A 15,549-nucleotide genomic window follows, 5' to 3' on the forward strand; every position below is an offset into this window, starting at 1 on the left:
GATCATCACCTTGTTGATGCATCAACAAGATAGTAGCGACGAGATGCTGTCACGTCAACAACTCGTCCGGCGTCCGCGCGTGAATTCCTGCCCGCTGCTCAGAGCCTGCTTGAACGGCCCGAAGGCGTGCTCAAGATCGAAACTGCGGAGGAACGCCTGTCGGCGCAGGTCGACCTTGCGGGAGTCCAGTGCGACTCGGATGCCGGGGTCGCCTGGTTTGCGGAGAAGGAGGAGGGGCGGCCGGCGCTGAACCTATCGGCGTCGCGGCCCCGACCCGGACGCGCCGTAACAGCGGCCCCGACCCGGACGCGCCGTAACAGCGGCTCCGGGCCGGTCGGGGCGTCAGGCCACAGTCGGTTGTTCACGTCGACGGGGACTGCGATCTGCCTGTCGACGTCGACCGCAGCTGCCACCGCGAGAAGTTCGGCCCTGCCCGTGCGGTCACCGCTGAGCGGGCGCGCGCCTGGAACTCGCCCCCACCTGGACCGCACCACTCTCGACAGGCTCAGGTGCAGCCCGCTTCAGTCTTCGGCCAGGGTGTCCAGGATGCGATCGAAGAGGATGCCGAGCGCTTTGACCTCGTCCTTGGACAACGGGTCGAAGAAGTACTTGCGGACGACATCGACATGGCGCGGGGCGGCCTCGACGATGGCTGCGCGCCCGGCGTCCGTGAGACGGATCATCGACCCGCGGGCATCGTCCTCGCATGCCTCCCTTGCGACCAGTCCGCGCTGCTCCATCCGCCGGACCTGGTGCGAGAGCCGACTGCGCTCCCAGCCCACCTCCAGGCCGAGGTCGCGGGCTCGCAGTACGCTCCCGGGTGCTTCCGAGAGCGGGGCGAGCAGCGCGTAGTCGGCGCCGGAGAGGCCTGAGTCCCGTGCGAGCTGTCGGTCCTGCGCCGCCTGCAGCTCACGCTTCAGGTCTCGGTACTTCCGCCAGACGAGAGCTTCCTGTTCGTCGAGCCAGCGTGTCTCACCCATGAATCGGATTTTAGCAGCAATGTTGATGGGTCATCTATTTTTCGAGCCCCGGGGGATCTGGGTCTCGCACGGCGACTCCCGACGCGCTCGATGACCTGTTGCGGGCTGTGGTCGGCGGGTGGGCAGCGGGCTCCCGGGTGGCTGCTCCTTGTGTTGATTCATCGATATGTCGCTACAAGGGGTGTGCATCGCGTTGAAGGTGGTGCAGTAGCAGATTTGGTTGACACGTCAATGAAGAGAGGTAATGTGGACGTGTCAGCAAAGAATTGCGGCTTCCGTCCCGTGGAGTCGCGGACCCGCAAGGAGGACCGTCATGAAGGCTCTCGTCGCCCGCGCCTACGAACCGGTCGAGGATCTTGAGATCACCGACGTCCCCAAGCCCGCCCCCGGATCCGGCCAGCTCCTGGTCCGCACCGAGGCCGCAGCTCTCAACGCGGTGGATCTCGTCCTGGTGACCGGCGCGATGAAGGAGGCGTTCGCCATCGAGCATCCCTTCGTTCCCGGCGTCGACGTGAGCGGTGTGGTCGAGGCGGTGGGCGAGGGTGTCACCCGTTTCGCGATCGGCGACCGGGTCATCGCCTGGAACGGCATCCCCTCCGGTGCGCTCGCCGAGTACGTTCTGGTGCAGGCCGCACCGTCGGCGGCCCTGCGTCCGGCCGCGCTCGACGCCGCGCACGGTGCGGCCCTGCCCACCGCGGCTCTGACGGCGGCCGCGCTGGTCGACGCCGCCAAGGTGCAGCCCGGCGATGCCGTTCTCGTGGTCGGCGCATCCGGCGGAGTCGGCTCGTTCACGGTGCAACTGGCCAAGGCGGCAGGCGCCAGAGTGCTGGCCACCGGCCGCGCCGACGAGCACGATTACCTGCTGCGCCTGGGCGCCGAAGCGGCCGTTGACTACCGCGGCGCCGATGTCACGCAGGCCGCGCTCGACTGGTCGCCCGGCGGGACCGACGTGGTGATCGACCTCGTTCACGCGGGCCCGGCACTCGCCTCGTCGGCCGACGCCACCAAGCCGGGCGGTCGTGTGGTCTCTCCGCTCGGCGGCCCCGAGGCCTTCGACCGGGGCGTCACCGCCGTCTACACCGGCACCCGGACCCCGGAGGGCCTGCTCGACGACCTCGCCGCCCGAGCCGCCGACGGACAACTCCAGGTGGAGATCAGCGCGACCTACCCGTTCGCCGACGCTCCGCAGGCTTTGGCCGACTACGCGGCCAAGCACCTGCGCGGCAAGGTCGTCATCACCTTCTGAGTGCCCGTCATGGAGACGGGTGGACCCAACGGCCAGGCAGGAAGTCACCTCATGTCCGAGCAGTTGCTGGACTTCACCGGGAAAGTCGTTCTCATCACCGGCGCCGCCACCGGCATCGGCCGCGCCACCGCCCTCGCCTTCGCGGCCCAAGGGGCCACCGTGGTCATCGGGGACGTGGACAAGCGCAGTGAGGAAACGGTCGGGGCCATCGAGGACGCCGGAGGCACCGCACTTTTCGTGCCCACCGACGTCACCGTGGCCGAGCAGGTCGAGCGGCTCGTGCGCACGGCGGTCGACAGGTTCGGCGGCCTCCATGTGGCGTTCAACAACGCCGGCGTGCTGCCGCCGATGGCGCCGTTGCTGGAACAGAGCGAGGCGGACTGGGACCGGACGATCGCGGTCGACCTCAAGGGCCTGTTCCTGTCCATGAAGTACGAGATCGCCCACATGGTCACCGCCGGCGGAGGGGCGATCATCAACACGGCGTCGATCGCCGGCGTCATAGCCGACCCCGCCATGTCGCCCTATGTGGCGGCCAAGCACGGCGTTGTCGGCCTCAGCAAGGCCGCCGCAGTGGACTACGCCACCGCGGGCATCCGAGTCAATGCCCTCGCCCCCGGGCTCGTGCACACCCCCATGACCCAGGCCTGGCTCGACGACCCGCAGATGCGGGCGACCGTCACCGCCGCCTCTCAACTGGGCCGCCCCGCCGAGCCGGAGGAGATCGTCGGTATGGTCCTCTACCTGGCGTCCCCGCTTGCTTCCTTCACCACCGGCGGTGTGTTCGTGGTCGACGGAGGCCAGACCACGCGTTGACGGGTCCTCAAGCGGCCGCGGGCGGTCGGTGCGCACGCCCGCTCGGTCGGCCGGTCCGCTGTCCTCGGCACCGTGAAGGGTGCCTGCCGGGAGTTCTCCCAGGTCAGGCACCCTTTCATTTGAGCCTAGAAGAAGCCGAGCTTCTTCGGCGAGTAGCTCACCAATAGGTTCTTGGTCTGCTGGTAGTGGTCCAGCATCATCTTGTGGTTCTCACGGCCGATACCGGACTGCTTGTAGCCGCCGAACGCCGCGTGCGCCGGGTACGCGTGGTAGCAGTTCGTCCATACCCGGCCCGCCTGGATCGCCCGGCCCGCGCGGTACGCCGTGTTGATGTCCCTGGTCCACACACCGGCGCCGAGACCGTACAGCGTGTCGTTCGCGACCTTGATCGCGTCGTCGAAGTCGTCGAACGACGTCACCGAGACCACCGGCCCGAAGATCTCCTCCTGGAAGATCCGCATCCGGTTGTCGCCCTCGAAGATCGTCGGCTGGACGTAGTAGCCGCCCTTCAACTCGCCGTCGTAGTCGATGCGTTCGCCACCCGTGAGGACCTTCGCGCCCTCCTGCCGGCCGATGTCCAGGTAGGAGAGGATCTTCTCCAGCTGGTCGTTGGAGGCCTGGGCACCGATCATCGTGTCGGTGTCGAGGGGGTGCCCCGGCTTGATCAACTCCGTGCGGGCGACAGCCGCCTGGAGGAAGTCGGCGTAGTGGCCGCGCTGGACGAGCGCCCGGGACGGGCAGGTGCACACCTCGCCCTGGTTGAGCGCGAACATCGTGAAGCCTTCGAGCGCCTTGTCGAGGAAGTCGTCGTTCGCCGACGACACGTCGTCGAAGAAGATGTTCGGCGACTTGCCGCCCAGTTCCAGCGTGACCGGCTTGATGTTCTCCGAGGCGTACTGCATGATCAACCGCCCCGTGGTGGTCTCGCCGGTGAAGGCGACCTTCGCCACACGGGGGCTGGACGCGAGCGGCTTGCCCGCCTCCACACCGAAACCGTTGACGATGTTCACCACACCCGGCGGCAACAGGTCCGCGATCAGGCTCATCCAGTAGTGGATGGACGCCGGAGTCTGCTCGGCGGGCTTGATGACGACCGCGTTGCCCGCCGCGAGCGCCGGGGCCAGCTTCCAAGTCGCCATCAGGATGGGGAAGTTCCACGGGATGATCTGCGCCACGACCCCGAGCGGCTCGTGGAAGTGGTACGCCACCGTGTCGTCGTCGACCTCGCCCAGCGAACCCTCCTGTGCCCGGATCGCCCCCGCGAAGTAGCGGAAGTGGTCGATGGCCAGCGGGATGTCGGCGGCGAGGGTCTCGCGGACCGGCTTGCCGTTCTCCCAGCTCTCCGCGACCGCGAGGGTCTCCAGGTTCGCTTCCATCCGGTCGGCGATCTTGAGCAGGATGTCGGAACGCTCGGTCACCGAGCTGCGCCCCCAGCCCGGCGCGGCGGCGTGCGCCGCGTCCAGTGCCCGCTCCACGTCCTCCGCGGTGCCGCGCGCGATCTCCGTGAACGGCTGCCCGTTCACCGGGGACGGGTTCTCGAAGTACTGCCCGCGAGCCGGCGGCACGTACTCGCCGCCGATGAAGTGGTCGTAGCGCGCCTGGTAGGAGACGATCGCGCCCTCGGTGCCGGGTGCCGTGTAACGGGTCATGCTGGTGTGCCTCCCGGAGCAGTGCTGCCCGCCGTTGGGCAGCTCTCGGCGCGAGGCTAGGGAGCGGGACGTTGCATGTACGTTGCGGCGCCTCCCGTGAGGTACGTCGGCCGAGTCAGGTCAGCTGAGTCACGTCAGCGGCCCGTCCCGCGGGACCAAGTACCCGGCGCCGCCAACTCCGACTCCAGGGCCGCGAGCCGGGAACGCACCGGTGCCGTCGGACGTATCGCCGCCAGCGCCCGCCAGACGTCGAGGTCGTCCTCGCCCCACGGCGCGTGTGCCCAGTCGGCCAGCAGGTCCGGGTCGCGGCGGGCGATCAACGCCGTACGGAGGCCGTCCGCCAGTCGTGCCCTGAGCCGTACCACCGCCGGAGCCTGCGAACCCGGCAGCAGCGGACCCGTGTACGCCCTCGCGGCTCCCGTGACGGCACCTCCTTCGAGCCGCCGTTCGACGATCGCCACATCGGACTCGACCGGCAGCGTGAGCCGGTAGGGACGCGAGGCGAGCAGACCCGGTCCCAACAGCCTGCGCAGCCGGGCCAGTTCGGCCCGCAGCGTCACCGGCGGCACCGACTCGTCCTCGTACAGCGCGCACAGCAGCTCGTCGCCGGTCAGCCCCTCGGGATGCCGGGCCAGCATCACCAGAATCTCGCTGTGCCGACGACTCAGCCTCATCTTCCGTCCGTCGATGCACAGTTGGGCCTCGTCCCGGCCGAGCGCGGACAGTTCGGGTCCGTCCACCGACGTCTGTTCCGGGGCGAGCAGCGCCAACTGTGACTCGGCGGCGCGCGCCACCGCCTGCACGAACCCCAGGCTGTGCGGATGTGCCAGCCCGTTCCCACCGGTGATGTCCACGGCACCGAGCACCCGCCCGGTGCGCGGATCGTGCACCGGAGCCGCCGCACACGTCCACGGCTGCACCCGCCGGATGAAGTGCTCGGCCGCGAACACCTGCACCGGCCGGTCCACGGCGACGGCCGTACCCGGCGCGTTCGTCCCGACCGCACTCTCCGACCAGCGCGCACCCGGCACGAAGTTCATCCGCCCGGCCTTCCGCCGGGTCGCCGGATGCCCCTCGACCCACAACAGCCTGCCCTGCGCGTCGCACACCGCGAGCAGATGCTCGCCGTCCGCAGCGAACGTGCCCATCAACTCCCGGATCAGCGGCATCACCCGCGCCAGCGGATGCTGCGCGCGATAGGCGCCCAGGTCGCCGTCCGTGAGCTCGACGTTCGCCGTGCCCTCGGGACCGACACCGGCACGAGCCGAACGCCGCCAGGAATCCGCCACCACCGAGCGCACCGGCTGCGGCACCGTGCCCGCCACGGCGAACGTCTCGTGCGCCCGGCGCAGCACCCGCACCCGCTCGGCAGGGTCGGCCCCCGGTTCCAGGGCCACCCATGGATCGGTCAACTCGGCCTCCCAGGAAGGCGACACGGCGTCGCGAGTACCGCGATACAGCGGTGACACGCCCGCGATACGGCGGGGAAACGCCTGCGGACATCGTCACTCCGGGGAAGGGTACGGACAACCGTTTCGACCGGGCCGGTCCGAACGCGGCACATCCCGGTCGGATCAGGCTGAAGTGACCAGCCTTATGTAGCGGGTCCAGTCCCACTTCGGCCCCGGATCGGTGTGGTCGGTGCCCGGTACCTCGTAGTGCCCGATGATGTGGGAACGGTCCTTGGGGAGCCCGTACTTCGCGCAGAGCGCCGCCGTGAGCCTGGCCGACTGCTCGTAGAGCGCGTCGGTGAAGTACGAGGGCTGATCCACCCAGCCCTCGTGCTCGATGCCGATGCTGCGGGTGTTGTAGTCCCAATTCCCCGCGTGCCAGGCGATGTTGGCCTCCCGGACGCACTGCGCCACATGCCCGTCGGCCGACCGCACGAGGTAGTGCGCGGACACCTTCTTCTTCGGATTCTGGAAGATGGACAGCGTCGAGGCGTACGTCTCCTGGGTGACGTGGACGACCACGTAGTCGACGGGATAGCTGCCGGGGCGGCTGGACGCCGTGTAGTTGGAGGAGGTCGCCGGCTGCCATTCTGCCGACGGATAGTCGACGGCCTGCGGCCGTGCGTCGGCCTGTGGGGCGGGGAGTAACGCGTAGGGGACGGCGGCGAGGGCGGCGCCCTTCAGGAGCCATCGCCTGCTCGGGAGCGGTGTTGCCCGTTCCATGGTCGGGTCGCCTTTCGGTTCAGTGGCGGAGGGCCGCCGCGGTCTCACGCAACCGCTCGTGCAGCCCTCGGTGAGTCTCGCGCGCGGGCAGCCACTCTTTGCGGATCTTGGCCACGCAGGTGTAGTTGGTGTCGCACACGTTGGCCAACGGCGATTCGACGGCCTGGGTCGCGAATTGATAAGCGTCCAGTTCACTGAACCCGTAGTCCCGCACCAGCCAGCGCACCAGGTCGAGCTGCGAGATCCGGAACGCGTCCTCCAACGGGCGTGCCGAACCCGTCGAGATGATGTGCGTGTCCGACTCGATGCGCGGCCAGGGCGTGGCGACGCCCTTGAGCAGCTCCACGATCACCACGGTGTTCATCGCGCACTCGACCGCGACACCACAGGTCTCGCCCTCGCCCTGCCGGGCGTGCCCGTCACCGAGGCTGAGGAGCGCGCCCTCGACGTTGACCCCGAGATAGCAGGTGACCCCGGCCCGCATCTCGGGCGTGTCCATGTTCCCGCCGTGCGCGTCGGGCACCAGCGCCGACCGCACCTCCAGATTGGCGGGGGCCACGCCCACCGTTCCGTGCATCGGGTCCATGGGCAGCTCGATTTCGATGTCGCTGTCCCGCGCGCGGAACAACGCCGTGCGGCGGGTGCGGTCCAACTGCCAGATCCAGACGGTCTCCGGAAGCGGCGGCTGCAGTGTCGCCGTCGTGTGCGTAGACGTCAGCGCGCCGAAGAGGGGGACGGTGGTCGAGGCGGCCCAGTCGCGGGCCGGTTCGATCGACACGAAGTGCACGGCGACGGTGTCGCCAGGCTCCGCGCCCTCCACATGGAAGGGGCCGGTCTGCGGGTTGAGGAACGGAAACTCGCACACCTCGGACACCAGGTCCTTCTCGGACCGCACCCGCCCGGCGAAGCAGTCCTCCGTGTACAGGTCGAGAACCGTGCCGGGCGCGATGCGCGCCACGGGCGGCGCGCCGCCGAACGTCCAGGCGTACTCGCCCGGTTCGGGCCGCACCGTCAGGATCCGGGGGTCGTTCATGGCTGCACTGCTCCGTTCTGAGAAGGACCGCCGGCGGCGGGTTCGTCGAGATGGACACGGGCGGTCTCGGCTATTCGCTCGGGGTGACGCCGTAGCAGAACCAGCAGCACTACGACCCCTGCCGCCATCCAGACGCCGACGACCGGTCCGGCGTACGAGACGGGTGCGGTCAGCTCGGTGACGAAGTCGAAGACCGGGAGGCCCGCCGCGGTGAGCAGGGCCGGGACGAATGCCACGATCCCGAGGAGTGGCACCAGCAGGTGGCGTACCGGCTTGAGCAACTCGCGTCTGCGGCGCAGGAAGTAGCCCGCACAGGCCAGGTTCACGACGATGTAGACGCCGATGACGACCGTGACGATCACCGTGGCCAGCAGGAGGAACGCGGTCACCGGGTCGTAGCCGAGGCCGAGGCCCAGTACGGCGCCCACCGCGACGACGGTCTGCACGGCGATTCCGGCGACGGGGGAGCGGTGGCGGGGGTGCAGCGTCGCGAGGACGCGGGGGAGTATCCGGATGCGGGCCAGGGCGAAGGCGGTGCGGGTCGAGACGGTGGCGCACGCATTGGCGTTGGCGATCGTCGAGTTGACCACGGCCAGGAACACCAGCACCCAGAACAGCCCGAACGACGCGCGGGCCACCCCCTCCCAGGACGCGGCGCCGGAGGCCCCGAATCCGCTGAAGCGGTCCGGGCCGTAGTACACCGTCATGGCGTAGGTCGTCAGCACGTAGAAGAGGCCGATGCCGAGGGCCGCGCCGAGCACCGCGCGGTGCATCGTCCGGCGCGGGTCCCGGGTCTCCTCGGCGAGCGGTGCCGCGGCCTCGAATCCGGCGAACGCGAGCACCGTGTAGACCGAGCCGGCGAAGACTCCGCCCAGGCCCGAGTAGTCCTTCGCGGTGTGCGAAGTGCCGAAGACGGACAGGGTGTTGGCGCTGCCGGCCTTGCCGATCAGCCACAGGGCGAACACCAGGAAGACGAGAATCTCGAAGACCCCGAGGACCGTGCCGAAGCGGGCGGAGTCGCGTGCTCCGAACCAGCCGGCCGCCGTGATTATCGCCGCGCCCGCGAGCGCCCACGGCCACCACAGGTTCTCCGGATACGAGGACCACTCCTGGTGCAGGGTGCCCGCCGTGGTGAAGCCGAGTTGGAGGAGCAGCAGTGGTGGGACCAGTGCCTCCACGAAGACATAGCCCCAGCCGACCAGGAAGCCGACGGTCGGGTGCAGTCCCTGTGCCGCGTATGTGGCGACCGAACCGGCGGCGGGCAACTCCCGGGCCAGCTCCGCCACGCAGGACGCGGTGAACAGGCAGGCCACCAGCGCGATCAGCACCGACAGCGGCAGACTGCCGCCCGCGAAGGCCGCGCCCGACGGGATCGACGCGGCGACCGCGGCGGCCGGCGCCATCGCGGTGACGCTCTGGAAGAGAACCTCGCGCAGGCCGACGGCATCCCGTCGCAGCCCCTGAACTGTCTCCGCCGACACGTGAATCCCCCCTGTCCGCCCTCACCTGTCCGCCGTTCTCACGTCACGACGGCTGCGCCTCGCGTGAATCACGGTACGGGGCTTGCGGGTTGGGCAGTAGGGCGTGGCGTGCTTCCGTGGACGACGGAGGATCTGTGGAAAACCCGGCCACCCGAACGAGCGAAGGCCGAGTGAAGTCCGTTGTGTTTCAGGCCTGTTCGGCCACGATGTCCACAGCTCGTTCAGCTCGTTCAGCTCGTTCGGCCACCGTCGCGGGGTCGTCGAGCACGCCCCGCACCACCGAGTGCGCGGCGCCCAGCAGCGGACCCTCGGGCCCCAGCAGCGACACCGACACCGGGCAGGGCGGGCCCGCAGTGCGCCGCGCCAACTCGGCCTCCAGCGACGGCAGCAGCCAGGGCGCGAGCCCGGACAACGCGCCGCCCAGCACAACCAGTTGAGGGTCGACCAGATTGACCGCACCCGTCAGCGCGATGCCGAGCGCCGTACCGGCGTCGTGCAGGGCACGTCGTACCGCCTCGTCGCCGTCGGCGGCGCGGGTGGCCAGCAGACCGACCCGGTCCCCGCCGGGCTCAAGGCCGGCGGCGCGCAGCACCGCCTCCTCGCCCGCGTACTGTTCGAGACACCCGCGCCCGCCGCACGCGCACTCCGGCCCGTCCGGACGCACCGGCACATGCCCCAACTCGCCGGCGAATCCGCGCGTTCCGCGCAGCAGCCCGCCGTCCACGACGACCGCCGCGCCGATACCGATCTCGGCCGACACATGCAGGAAGTCACGCGGGGTGGTCTCGCCCAGCCAGAGTTCGGCGAGCCCGCCGAAGTTGGCCTCGTTGTCCACAACGGGCGGGAGTTCGGCGGGCAGCAGGGCGCCGAGATCCGTGTCGTGCCAGTCGAGGTTCGGGGCACGGACGACCGTACGGCCGTCGCGGGCCACCAGACCGGGCACGGCGACCGCGAGCCCGGCCGGCCACAGGCCCTCCGCGTCCGCCTCGGCGACGACCTGCCGTACCAGCGCGGTGAGTTCGGCGAGCACCGGCTCGGGGGAACGGCCGCGGTTCACACCGTGCCGCACCGCCCGGGCCCGTATCTCGCCGCGCAGGTCGACCGCGCAGACGGCGAGATGGTCGACCCCGACCTCCGCGCCGATCCCGGCCGGACCGCGCCCGCTGACGGCGAGCGCCGATCCGGGGCGGCCCACCCGGCCGGGCCGCTCGGGGCCCAGCTCTTCGAGGAGCCCCGACCGGATCAGCTCGTCCACCAGCGTGGACACCGCCGCACGGGTCAGCCCGATGCGCGAGGCGACGGCCGCACGCGAGAGCGGACCCTCGGCACTCACCGTGTGCATCACCCGGGCGAGGTTGCGGCGGCGCATGCCCTGCTGGGTGTCGGGCAGGGCACGCCCGGGCCCGGTGGGGTGTGCCTCGTGCAGCGGTGCGGTCATGCCTCCCTCAGTCCTCGATCGGTAGTCCTTGATCGGTGTGCGTCAACGGCCGCTCGGGTCGCGTTCGAGCAGCGGAGCCGCGTCGGAGAGTACCCCGGAGATCCTCGCGAACGTCGCCTCGTCCCGCTCCACGGCGTCCAGCACCGGCCCGGCGGCCGTGTTCCAGCGCCGGGCCACCGCGGCCGGGTCCTCGCCGGTCAGCAGGCCCGCGGCCTGTGCGGCGGCACCCAGCGCGACCAGCTCCTTCGCCTCGGGCACCTGGACGGGACGCCCCGACAGCCGCCGTACCGTCTCCTGCCAGGCGGTGCCCCGCGCGCCCCCGCCGATCAGCAGCAGTGGCGTGGTGCGGTCCGCGTCCTCGTCGAGGACCAGGTCGAGTGCGCCGAGCAGGGCGTGCACGGCACCGTCGTAAGCGGCCTGGAGGAGCTGGCCGCCGGTGGTGTCGTGGCGCAGGCCGTGCAGGAGGCCCGAGGCGTTGGGGAGGTTCGGGGTGCGCTCGCCGTCCAGGTAGGGGAGCAGCGTGACCGATGTGCCGGGTTCCACGGCATTCCGGTCCAGGCCGAGCAGGGTCGCGATCCGGTCGACGGCGAGGGTGCAGTTCAGGGTGCAGGCCAGAGGCAGCCAGTCGCCGTGCGCGTCGGCGAAGCCCGCGACCGTGCCGGACGGGTCGGCAGGGCGGTGCCTCGACACGGCGTACACCGTGCCCGAGGTGCCGAGGCTGAGCACGGGCGCGCCGGGGCGCAGGCCCAGGCCCAGCGCGGCGGCCGCGTTGTCGCCGGTTCCGGGGGCGACGAGCGTGCCCTTGGAGAACGGCAGGTCGTGGCAGTCCCGCACCGTGCCCGCCACCTCGCCCGGCCGCACCACCCGGGGCAGCAGCGCCGGGTCGAGCCCGACATGCCGGAGGATCTCCTCGTCGTACGACTCGGTCCCCGAGGCCCACCAGCCCGTGCCGGAGGCATCGCCGCGGTCGGTGGTGCCCTGGCCCGTGAGCCGTTCGGTGAGGTAGTCGTGGGGGAGACGGACGGCCGCCGTGGCCCGTACCGCCTCCGGCTCGTGCTCGGCGAGCCAGGCCCACTTCGTGACCGTGAAGGAAGCCCCGGGCACGCTGCCGGTGCGCTCCGCCCAGGCCTTCGGACCGCCCAGTTCCTCGATCAGACGGGTGGCCTGCGGCGCCGACCGCACGTCGTTCCACAGCATGGCCGGGCGCACCGGCTCGCCCTGCGCGTCCAGGGTGACCAGGCCGTGCTGCTGGCCGCCGATCGACACGGCCGCCGCTTCGTGGGCCGCGTCCCCGCACTGGCGCAGGGCCTCGCACAGGGCGTCCCACCACTGCCGGGGGTCACTCTCCCGGCCCGCCCCCGAGGAGACGGTGTGCGGCGCCTGGCCACTCGCGACGATCTGGCCGGTGGACACGTCGACGACCAGTGCCTTGGTGGACTGCGTGGACGAATCCACGCCGACGACGAGCGGACCCTCGGCTGCTGACATCGGGTTTCTCCCTTGTGTGCGGCATGTGTCTCCGCCCGGAGACACATTGTCCCTTCCCAGGGACGCTCCGGCATACTAATTTGTAAACTGCCATGACGAAATAGTCGGAGCGAAGCAACAAGGAGCCGCATCATGAACTACCAGCCCACCCCCGAGGACAGGTTCACCTTCGGCCTGTGGACCGTCGGCTGGCAGGGAAGGGACCCGTTCGGCGACGCCACCCGCCGTGCCCTCGACCCGGTCGAGACGGTGCAGCGCCTGTCCGAGCTGGGGGCCCACGGTGTGACCTTCCACGACGACGACCTGATCCCCTTCGGGTCCTCGGACACCGAGCGCGAGGCGCACATCAAGCGCTTCCGCGAGGCCCTCGACGCGACCGGCATGAAGGTGCCGATGGCGACCACCAACCTCTTCACGCACCCCGTCTTCAAGGACGGCGCGTTCACCGCGAACGACCGCGACGTGCGCCGCTACGCCCTGCGCAAGACGATCCGCAACATCGACCTCGCCGTCGAACTCGGCGCCGAGACCTACGTCGCCTGGGGCGGCCGTGAGGGCGCCGAGTCCGGCGCAGCCAAGGACGTACGCGTCGCGCTCGACCGCATGAAGGAGGCCTTCGACCTCCTCGGCGAGTACGTCACCGAACAGGGCTACAACCTGAAGTTCGCCATCGAGCCCAAGCCGAACGAGCCCCGCGGCGACATCCTGCTCCCCACCGTCGGCCACGCCCTGGCGTTCATCGAGCGCCTGGAGCGCCCCGAGCTCTACGGCGTCAACCCCGAGGTCGGCCACGAGCAGATGGCCGGGCTCAACTTCCCGCACGGCATCGCCCAGGCCCTGTGGGCGGGCAAGCTCTTCCACATCGACCTCAACGGCCAGTCGGGCATCAAGTACGACCAGGACCTGCGCTTCGGCAACGGCGACCTGCGTGCCGCCTTCTGGCTGGTCGACCTCCTGGAGAGCGCCGGTTACGCCGGCCCGAAGCACTTCGACTTCAAGCCGCCGCGCACCGAGGACCTCGACGGCGTGTGGGCGTCGGCGGCCGGCTGCATGCGCAACTACCTGATCCTGAAGGAGCGTTCGGCCGCGTTCCGTGCCGACCCGGTGGTCCAGGAGGCGCTGCGCGCCTCGCGTCTGGACGAGCTGGCCCAGCAGACCGCGGCCGACGGCCTCAAGGCGCTGCTCGCGGACCGCTCGGCGTTCGAGGACTTCGACGTGGAGGCCGCCGCCCAGCGCGGGATGGCCTTCGAGCAGCTCGACCAGCTAGCCATGGACCACCTCCTGGGAGCACGCGGCTGACGGCACGCACGCGTGCGTCACTCGAACCCCAGGCTGTGACCGACCCCCGCGCGGAATGCTCCGGAATCATGCGATCCACGGCATGAGTCCGTATCAACCACCGCGCGGGGGTCGCGTCATGACCTCCACGAGACGACTCTTGTCGGTATGGCCATGCCGCCCGTACCGCCTCGACCGCCCGGGCCACCGGACGCCACCCCGCCTCAAGGAGGCGGCTTCGGACCACCTCCCGGAGACTTCGGGCACGGATCGGGAGGGGGCTACGGAGACTATGAACCGCCGCCCCGCAGGCGCCCCCGACCGCTCTTCGTCCTGCTCACCGTGATCGTGGCGGTCGGAGCCGTCGTCGCCGTCGCACTGATGGTCTTCGGGGGACACGACTCACCGGACAAGAAGCAGCCGGCGGAGAGCAGTTCGAGCAAGAGCCCGTCCCTGAGCCTCCCGACGAAACTCCCCACCAGTCTGCCGACCAAGCTCCCGACGGCGCTCCCCTCGAACCTCCCCTCGGAACTGCCGAGCGAGGTCCCGAGCGACATCCAGTCGCTGCTCCCGTCCCTGCTCGGCTAGTTCCCTCAGGAGCCGGCGCGTCCTAGACGCCGTGGGGGAGCTTCAGGTACACCAGGGTCGTCTCGATACCGCTGTCGACCAGTCGCCCCTGTGCGTCGAACGCGCCCGCGCTGTCCGTCATCCCGAAGTCGTTGTCATTGATCAGGGCGAGCGTGTCGTGATCCACGCGCGCGATGCCCTCGATCTTCTGCGGCACCCCGGAGACGGTCCCCAGGTCCACGACCAGCTTCTTGGCCAGCACCGGGACACCCGCGGCGGCGGGGTCGTCGAGCTGCTCCAGCGACGGGGACGTCGTGTCGTCGTCGTAGCGCCCGCCCAGGATGTTCGACTTCCGCTCCAGCTCGACGAGTTGGAGCCGGGCGGCCTTGTCGGTGCGCTCCTCGACCAGCAGCCGGTCGTCGCCCACGGCGACCACCGATGAGATCTTCAGTTCGGAGGTGTCGTCCTCGCTGGGGTCGACCACGTTCACCGGGTCGAAGCGGTACGCGTACTCCGCCGTGACCGCCTTCTTCTTCGTGGAGAAGCGCAGCAGACGGGTGTTGAGCGACGCGTTCCCGGCGTCCCCGTCCGGCAGCGACAGCGGGCTCTGCAGGGCCATCACCAGGTCACCGCCGGGCAGTTGGGTGAGTCCCTCGAAGCCGCGGTTGATCTTCCGGTGCAGCAGTACGGCCGGCAGCGCCTCCACCACCGGATAGTCGGCCCCGGTCAGATGCAGCCCCTTGGGCACGTACCGCGTGAGCACCTTCCCGCGCGCGGAGACATGCACCAGGGAGGGGCCGTACTCGTCGACGAGCCAGAACGAACCGTCCCCGGCCCGCACGATGCCCTCCGTGTCCAGCCCGTTCGGGTTGTACGACAGTGGCGTCTGCGCGTCGTAGGAGTACGGCGCCTCGTCGCGTCCCTGCTGGTTCGAGAGCCCCGTGACGCCCTTCCCGGAGGAGGTGGTGATCGGGATGGCGTCCAGGACCTTGATCGTGTCCCCGGAGACACGGATCTTCACGATCGCCGGGTCGAAACCGGGCACCGGGAACGTGCGGCGCTTCGTCCCGCTCGCCTTGATCTGGCCGTTGGGCCCGCGGTCGGTGATCGTCCAGTACTCGCCCTTGCGGCCGGCAGGGTAGAGGTCGCTGCCGATGCCGCCGAGGTCCACTCCCCGGTCGTTGTCCACCGACCCGGGCAGCAGCGCGTCGCTGAACGCGCCGAGCGGAATGTCGCCCAGTGTCGCCGTGCGGGTGACATGGGCGGCCCCGCTCCCGGAAGGGGCTCCGGCGGCGGTACCGGCCGCCATGAGGGCGACCGCCACGGCGAGCGGAACGCCCGCCACGACGGGACGACGGACGCGGCGCCGGGCGGGGGCGTGCGGGGACATCTGGCCTCC

The 15,549-nt window shown here is 70.3% G+C and carries 13 protein-coding genes; 4 read left to right on the forward strand and 9 right to left on the reverse strand.

Going from position 1 to position 15,549, the window contains the following annotated elements:
• Positions 1-521: 521 nt before the first annotated feature.
• The gene (locus tag ACIBJH_RS34105) at positions 522-980 is read right to left on the reverse strand and encodes a MarR family winged helix-turn-helix transcriptional regulator (RefSeq protein WP_399120776.1); all 459 of its coding nucleotides are present in this window, start codon (positions 978-980) and stop codon (positions 522-524) included.
• 313 nt (positions 981-1,293) lie between these two features.
• Between ACIBJH_RS34105 and ACIBJH_RS34110 the strand changes: the two genes are divergently transcribed.
• Together ACIBJH_RS34110 and ACIBJH_RS34115 are read left to right on the forward strand one after the other, a co-directional pair.
• A complete protein-coding gene (locus tag ACIBJH_RS34110; RefSeq protein WP_399120777.1) occupies positions 1,294-2,226 on the forward strand; it encodes an NADP-dependent oxidoreductase in 933 nt (310 codons plus the stop codon).
• A gap of 51 nt (positions 2,227-2,277) precedes the next feature.
• Positions 2,278-3,042, forward strand: coding sequence for an SDR family NAD(P)-dependent oxidoreductase (locus ACIBJH_RS34115; RefSeq protein ID WP_399120779.1), 765 nt, complete (start codon positions 2,278-2,280; stop codon positions 3,040-3,042).
• A gap of 125 nt (positions 3,043-3,167) precedes the next feature.
• On the opposite strand, the gene ACIBJH_RS34120 is transcribed toward ACIBJH_RS34115, so the two are convergent.
• From ACIBJH_RS34120 to xylB, 7 genes are all read right to left on the reverse strand, one after another.
• Positions 3,168-4,691, reverse strand: a complete 1,524-nt coding sequence (locus ACIBJH_RS34120; RefSeq protein WP_399120780.1) for an aldehyde dehydrogenase family protein — start codon at positions 4,689-4,691, stop codon at positions 3,168-3,170.
• A gap of 134 nt (positions 4,692-4,825) precedes the next feature.
• Entirely contained in the window at positions 4,826-6,103 is a 1,278-nt protein-coding gene (locus tag ACIBJH_RS34125) for a GAF domain-containing protein (RefSeq protein WP_399120991.1), read from the reverse strand.
• Between the two features lie 162 nt (positions 6,104-6,265).
• Positions 6,266-6,865 carry an N-acetylmuramoyl-L-alanine amidase gene (locus tag ACIBJH_RS34130; RefSeq protein ID WP_399120781.1) on the reverse strand — a complete coding sequence of 200 codons (600 nt, stop codon included), beginning with the start codon at positions 6,863-6,865 and terminating at the stop codon, positions 6,266-6,268.
• 19 nt (positions 6,866-6,884) lie between these two features.
• Positions 6,885-7,898 carry an acetamidase/formamidase family protein gene (locus ACIBJH_RS34135; RefSeq protein WP_399120782.1) on the reverse strand — a complete coding sequence of 338 codons (1,014 nt, stop codon included), beginning with the start codon at positions 7,896-7,898 and terminating at the stop codon, positions 6,885-6,887.
• The gene (locus ACIBJH_RS34140; RefSeq protein WP_399120783.1) at positions 7,895-9,379 is read right to left on the reverse strand and encodes an APC family permease; all 1,485 of its coding nucleotides are present in this window, start codon (positions 9,377-9,379) and stop codon (positions 7,895-7,897) included. Before ACIBJH_RS34140 ends, ACIBJH_RS34135 begins: the two co-directional genes overlap by 4 nt.
• Before the next feature lie 187 nt (positions 9,380-9,566).
• Positions 9,567-10,817 carry an ROK family protein gene (locus ACIBJH_RS34145; protein WP_399120784.1) on the reverse strand — a complete coding sequence of 417 codons (1,251 nt, stop codon included), beginning with the start codon at positions 10,815-10,817 and terminating at the stop codon, positions 9,567-9,569.
• A 42-nt stretch (positions 10,818-10,859) separates the two neighbouring features.
• On the reverse strand, positions 10,860-12,305 hold the full coding sequence (xylB, locus tag ACIBJH_RS34150) for a xylulokinase (protein WP_399120785.1): 1,446 nt from the start codon (positions 12,303-12,305) through the stop codon (positions 10,860-10,862).
• A 132-nt stretch (positions 12,306-12,437) separates the two neighbouring features.
• On the opposite strand from xylB, the gene xylA reads away from it, so the two are divergent.
• Positions 12,438-13,604, forward strand: coding sequence for a xylose isomerase (gene xylA, locus ACIBJH_RS34155; RefSeq protein ID WP_399120786.1), 1,167 nt, complete (start codon positions 12,438-12,440; stop codon positions 13,602-13,604).
• Between the two features lie 327 nt (positions 13,605-13,931).
• The gene (locus ACIBJH_RS34160; protein WP_399120787.1) at positions 13,932-14,171 is read left to right on the forward strand and encodes a hypothetical protein; all 240 of its coding nucleotides are present in this window, start codon (positions 13,932-13,934) and stop codon (positions 14,169-14,171) included.
• A 22-nt stretch (positions 14,172-14,193) separates the two neighbouring features.
• Here ACIBJH_RS34160 and ACIBJH_RS34165 read toward each other — a convergent pair whose 3' ends face one another.
• Complete coding sequence (locus ACIBJH_RS34165) at positions 14,194-15,540, reverse strand: esterase-like activity of phytase family protein (protein ID WP_399120788.1); 1,347 nt, start codon at positions 15,538-15,540, stop codon at positions 14,194-14,196.
• Positions 15,541-15,549 lie beyond the last annotated feature (9 nt).

Source organism: Streptomyces sp. NPDC050548 (genome assembly GCF_044457385.1).
Lineage (GTDB): Bacteria > Actinomycetota > Actinomycetes > Streptomycetales > Streptomycetaceae > Streptomyces.

Coding starts and splice junctions, on each gene's coding strand:
- ACIBJH_RS34145 (WP_399120784.1), bottom strand. CDS start 10,817: ATGACCGCACCGCTGCACGAGGCACACCCCACCGGGCCCGGGCGTGCC.
- ACIBJH_RS34120 (WP_399120780.1), bottom strand. CDS start 4,691: ATGACCCGTTACACGGCACCCGGCACCGAGGGCGCGATCGTCTCCTAC.
- xylB (WP_399120785.1), bottom strand. CDS start 12,305: ATGTCAGCAGCCGAGGGTCCGCTCGTCGTCGGCGTGGATTCGTCCACG.
- ACIBJH_RS34110 (WP_399120777.1), top strand. CDS start 1,294: ATGAAGGCTCTCGTCGCCCGCGCCTACGAACCGGTCGAGGATCTTGAG.
- ACIBJH_RS34165 (WP_399120788.1), bottom strand. CDS start 15,540: ATGTCCCCGCACGCCCCCGCCCGGCGCCGCGTCCGTCGTCCCGTCGTG.
- ACIBJH_RS34115 (WP_399120779.1), top strand. CDS start 2,278: ATGTCCGAGCAGTTGCTGGACTTCACCGGGAAAGTCGTTCTCATCACC.
- ACIBJH_RS34130 (WP_399120781.1), bottom strand. CDS start 6,865: ATGGAACGGGCAACACCGCTCCCGAGCAGGCGATGGCTCCTGAAGGGC.
- ACIBJH_RS34105 (WP_399120776.1), bottom strand. CDS start 980: ATGGGTGAGACACGCTGGCTCGACGAACAGGAAGCTCTCGTCTGGCGG.
- ACIBJH_RS34135 (WP_399120782.1), bottom strand. CDS start 7,898: ATGAACGACCCCCGGATCCTGACGGTGCGGCCCGAACCGGGCGAGTAC.
- xylA (WP_399120786.1), top strand. CDS start 12,438: ATGAACTACCAGCCCACCCCCGAGGACAGGTTCACCTTCGGCCTGTGG.